General features: G+C 70.8%; 4 protein-coding genes and 1 pseudogene. All 5 read left to right on the top strand.

Annotated features, from left to right (window positions below; translation table 11 throughout):
• Positions 1 to 206 (top strand): annotated as a pseudogene (locus tag AC1DOC_RS22510) (DEAD/DEAH box helicase); the annotation flags it as partial.
• A gap of 214 nt (positions 207 to 420) precedes the next feature.
• Positions 421 to 1494: an NAD/NADP octopine/nopaline dehydrogenase family protein gene (locus AC1DOC_RS22505; protein WP_478080954.1), complete on the top strand. Its 1074-nt coding sequence runs from the start codon at positions 421 to 423 to the stop codon at positions 1492 to 1494.
• Positions 1484 to 2491, top strand: a complete 1008-nt coding sequence (locus AC1DOC_RS22500) for a 3-hydroxybutyryl-CoA dehydrogenase (RefSeq protein ID WP_478080953.1) — start codon at positions 1484 to 1486, stop codon at positions 2489 to 2491. The genes AC1DOC_RS22505 and AC1DOC_RS22500 overlap by 11 nt, the downstream gene beginning before the upstream one ends.
• Entirely contained in the window at positions 2488 to 3291 is an 804-nt protein-coding gene (locus tag AC1DOC_RS22495) for an alpha/beta fold hydrolase (RefSeq protein WP_478130516.1), read from the top strand. Before AC1DOC_RS22500 ends, AC1DOC_RS22495 begins: the two co-directional genes overlap by 4 nt.
• On the top strand, positions 3288 to 4119 hold an 832-nt coding region (locus AC1DOC_RS22490; RefSeq protein ID WP_478130515.1), incomplete at its 3' end, for a quinone oxidoreductase family protein. The genes AC1DOC_RS22495 and AC1DOC_RS22490, both read left to right, overlap by 4 nt.

The following is a 4119-nucleotide window of genomic DNA, read 5'->3' as shown; positions in this document are numbered from 1 at the left end:
AGCCGGGCTGGGGCGACAGCGCCCCGCGCGGCGGCCACGGCCAGGGCCACCACGGCGGCCGCGGCGACGGCGGCTTCGCGCCCCGTGAAGGTTTCGCTCCGCGCGAAGGTTTTGCACCGCGCGGCAATGGCGCAGGCCATGGCGGCCCGGGCAAGGTGTTCGTGCCGCGCGACGCCCAAAAGCGTGCGTTCAAGCCCGCGCGCTGATCCATTCCTGAGCGGCCTTCCGGCCGCCTCGCCCCAAAAGAAAGCCCGCGCTTCGCAAGAAGCGCGGGCTTTTCCATTGCGGGTTTCCGCGGGGGCCGCAGGCACGAAACTTGATTGACATATGAATCGATGAAAAGTAATGTAATAAGGCATTGCTTCCCCGGTCCGTACCGCGGCTGCCGGTTCATCGACATCTGCCTTTCAAAGTTCGAACATGAAAATTGCGATTCTTGGTGGTGGCCACGGCGCCTATGCGGCCGCCGCGGACCTGTCCGAAGCCGGCCATGAGGTGCGCCTTTGGCGCCGCGATGCGGCCGCGCTGGAGCCGGTGGTGCAAGCCGGCGCCATCACGCTGAAGGACGCCGATGGCGCGCGCGAGGTGCCGCTGGCGCTGGCCACCGCCGACATCGCCGCGGCGCTCCGGGGCGCCGAGCTCATCGTCATTCCCACGCCCGCCATCGCCCAGCATGACATCGCGCTGGCCATGGCGCCGCACCTGGCCGACGGCCAGGTCGTCTTCCTGCCGCCGGGCACCTTCGGCAGCTATGTGATGGCCAGGACGGTGAAGCAGGCCGGCAGCCGCGCCGACGTGGCCTGGGCCGAGACCGGCACCCTGCCGTACCTCGCGCGCAAGCACGGCGAGCGCGAGGTGAACGTCACGATCCGCGCCATCCGCCTGCCGACCGGCGTTTACCCGGCGCGCAAGGAGGCCGAGGCCATCGAGGTGATCCGCCGCGCCTACCCGGCAGTGCACGGCTGCGGCAATGCGCTTTCGGGCGCGCTCATGAACGCCGGTCCGGTGATCCACCCGCCGCTGATGGTGATGAACGCCGCGCCGCTGCAGCACTTCGAGCGCTGGGACATCCACAACGAAGGCACGCAGCGCGCCGTGCGCGACGTGACCGACCGGCTCGACCAGGAGCGCATGGCCGTGCGCGAAGCCTTCGGCCAGTGCGCGCCGCACTATCCGCTGGCCGACCACTACAACAACGACCAGTGGATGTACGGCGACGCGCACAAGCAGCTGGTCAAGTCGGGCGACTGGCGCGAGAACATCGACCTGCACACGCACCGCTACATCACCGAGGACACCGAGCTCGGCCTCGCCTTCCTGGCCTCGGCCGCGCGCCATGCGGGCGTGGACGCGCCCATCGCGCACGGCCTGCTGGCGGTCGTCGGCGGCTTTCTCGGGCGCGACCTGCGGCACGGCCCGCGCACTTTCGAGAGCCTGGGCCTGGCCGACCTGAGCGCGGCGCAGCTCGAAGAGAGGCTGCACGATGGCGAATGAACGCGCGTCGCTGCCCCGCTTCGCGGCTGTTGGCGCGGGCCGCATGGGGCGCGGCATCGCGATCGCCTTTGCCTATGCAGGCCACCGCATCTCGCTGGTCGACCTGCGCCAGCGCGGCGACGAGGCCTGGCAGCGGCTGCAGGGCGAAGCGAAGGCCGAGATCGAAGCCAGCCTCGCAGGCCTGGCGCAGCTCGGGGTGATCGACGCGGCGCAGGTCCAGTCGATCGCCGGACGCGTGGACTTCGTGAGCGCTGCCGGCGCGCCGCAGGCACTGGCCGCCGCCGAGCTGGTGTTCGAGGGCGTGCCCGAAACCCTGGAGGCCAAGCGCGAGGCCTTCGAGCAGCTCAACCGCCATTGCAGGGACGACGCCATCCTCACGTCCACCACCAGCAGCATCCTCGTGACGCAGCTCGCGGCGCTGGTGCGGCTGCCCGGGCGCTTCCTGAACATGCACTGGCTCAATCCGGCCTATGTGATTCCCGTGGTGGAGCTCAGCTGCCATCCTGGCACCGATGCCGCCGTGCTCGCGCGCACCAAGGCGCTGATGGAGGCCATCGGCAAGCTGCCCGTGGTCTGCGGCGCGTCGCCCGGCTACATCGTGCCGCGCCTGCAGGCGCTGGTGATGAACGAGGCGGCCCGCATGATCGAGGAGGGCGCCGCCACCGCCGAGGAAATCGACAAGGCCACGCGCTACGGCCTGGGCCTGCGCTTTGCCGCGCTCGGCGTGGTCGAGTTCATCGATTTCGGCGGCTGCGACATCCTGCACCACGCGAGCCGCGAGATGTCGGCCTCGATCGACAAGGGGCGCTACACCGCGCCGGCCATCGTCGATCGCATGGTGGAGGAAGGGCGGCTCGGCCTCAAGAGCGGCAGCGGCTTCTACGACTACCAGGGCCGCGACATCGCCACCTACCGGCGCGACGTGCTGTCGCGCACGCTCGGCGAGTTGAAGCATGCGGGCCTGTGGCGCGCGCCGGCCGGCGAGACGCTCTCATGACGATCCGCCGCGCCTTTGCCGACCTGTCGGTGGGGCAGGTGCACTACGCGGCATGCGGCGATGCGAGTGCGCCGGCCGTGCTGCTGCTGCACCAGTCGCCGCGCAGCTGGACTGAATACCGCGAGGTGCTCCCGCTGCTCGGCGCGCGGCATYGCGCCATTGCCATGGACACCGCAGGCTTCGGCGATTCGGCGGACGGCGGTGTGCCCGCGAGCATCGCGCAATGGGCGCGCGTGGCGGGCGAACTGCTCGACGCACTGGGCATTGCGCAGGCCGACGTGGTGGGGCACCACACGGGCGGCGTCATTGCGGTCGAATTGGCGGCCGCGTTGCCGGGCCGCGTGCGCAGCCTCGTGCTGTCGTCCACGCCGTACACCGGCGAAACCTTTCGCATCGCAAGGGCCAAGAGGCCACCCATCGACGAGGTCGCTCCAAGCGAAGACGGAAGCCATCTCGCCGCACTTTGGCAAAAGCGCCAGGGCTTCTATCCTGAAGGACGGCCCGATCTGCTCGAGGCCTTCGTGCGCGATGCATTGAAGGTCGGCCATCGCGTGGAGGAGGGCCACCGCGCCGTCGCGTCCTACTGCATGGAAGAGCGCGTCGGCCGCGTGACGCAGCCCGCGCTGATCATCCGCGCCACCGCCGATCCGTTTGCCGCGCCGCATGCAGAGGAGCTGCTGCACCACCTGCCGCAGGCCCGCATCGTCGACATCGAAGGTGGCATGGTCCCTTTGCCCGACCAGATGCCCGAGGCCTTCGCGCAGGCGGTGCTTGAGTTTCTTTCGGCGCTGCCCTCATGAAAGCCATCCGCATCCACGGCTTCGACGCGGTGCCGGTGCTCGAAGACCTGCCCGACCCGGTGCCACGGCCCGGCCGCACCATCGTGCGCATGCAGGCCGCCACCGTCGGCCACATCGACCGCACCGTGTGGCGCGGCAGCTTCCTGCGCCATCCGCCGCTGCCCTACACGCCGGGCGTGGAGGCCGCGGGCATCGTTATTGCCAGCGGGCGCTTTGCCGCCGGAGCGCGCGTGTGGCTGCGCGGCAGCGGCCTGGGCACGCTGTTCGACGGCACCTGGTGCGAGCAGATCGATGCACCCGACGAGGCGCTGGGCCTGCTGCCCGACGCGCTCCCGATGGCGGTGGGTGCCGCGTTCTTCTCGCCCACCACGTCGGCATGGGTGGCGCTGCATGAAGTCGCGAAGCTGCAGGCCGGCGAGCAGGTGCTGGTCACGGGTGCGAGCGGCGCCGTGGGCTCGCTCGCGGTGCAGCTGGCGCGCGAGATTGGCTGCACCGTGCGCGCGGTCGATCCGGACGCCGCGGCCCCGCCGCCTGCGAGTGCGGACCTGTTGATCGACACGGTCGGCGGCGGCGTTCTTTCGGCGGCCTTGCCGGCCGTGCGGCCCGGCGGGCGCGCCGTGCTCATCGGCTACACCGCGGGCCCGACGCTGCAGCTGGACATCGCGCACTTCCTGCAGCGCGATGTGGCGCTGCTGCCGCTCAACATGTTCCGGCGCGAGGCCGCCGGCCGCGCCGCGGCGCCCGAACTGCTCGCGCGGCTGGCCGACGGCCGCCTGCATCTGGAGGTGCGCAGCTTCGCGCTGGCCGATGCCGCCGTCGCGCTCGAAT

It is taken from the genome of Variovorax sp. 01T439_2, from assembly GCF_056398445.1.
Note: the sequence above shows the minus strand (reverse complement) of the source record. Positions and strands in the feature narration are given on the sequence as shown.